The following is a 636-nucleotide window of genomic DNA, read 5'->3' as shown; positions in this document are numbered from 1 at the left end:
CGCTACGATGAGCGACGGCGCGTTCCTTGCGCCGCTGAACAGCTTCAAGAAGCATGAGATGCGGCTGCGTCGCTACCAGCGCGCAATGAGCCGCAAGGTCCAATTCTCGAAGAACTGGCGAAAAGCGAAGGCCCGCGTCCAGCGCATCCATACCCGCATTGGCAACGCTCGCCGCGACTACCTGCACAAGGCCACGACCACGATCAGCAAGAGCCACGCGATGGTGAGTATCGAGGACTTGCAGGTGCGGAACCTGTCCAGGTCAGCGGCAGGCAGTGTCGAAGCGCCGGGGAAGAACGTGAAGGCGAAGTCCGGCCTCAACAAGCGCATCCTCGACCAGGGCTGGTTCGAGTTCCGCCGCCAACTGGACTACAAGCTGGCGTGGAACGGCGGCTGGCTGATCGCCGTGCCGCCGCAGAACACGAGCCGGACCTGTCCCGCGTGCAGATGCGTGAGTTCGGACAATCGCACGACACAGGCGCAGTTCGCCTGCGTTGCATGCGGCTACCAAGCGCACGCCGACGTGGTCGGCGCAATGAATATCCTCACACGAGGATTGCAACTGTTGGAAGGGCAGGACGATGCCCGGATAGCCCGTGGAGAGATGGCGCAGTCAGGCCACTCGGTGAAGCAGGA

The 636-nt window shown here is 62.9% G+C and carries 1 protein-coding gene; it reads left to right on the top strand.

The window, feature by feature from the left end; translation table 11 throughout:
* On the top strand, positions 1 to 636 hold a 636-nt coding region (locus tag G3N94_RS41935), incomplete at both ends, for an RNA-guided endonuclease TnpB family protein (RefSeq protein WP_205799987.1).

Origin of the sequence: Burkholderia sp. Ac-20353, assembly GCF_017104785.1 — a bacterium.
GTDB lineage: Bacteria > Pseudomonadota > Gammaproteobacteria > Burkholderiales > Burkholderiaceae > Burkholderia.
Note: the sequence above shows the minus strand (reverse complement) of the source record. Positions and strands in the feature narration are given on the sequence as shown.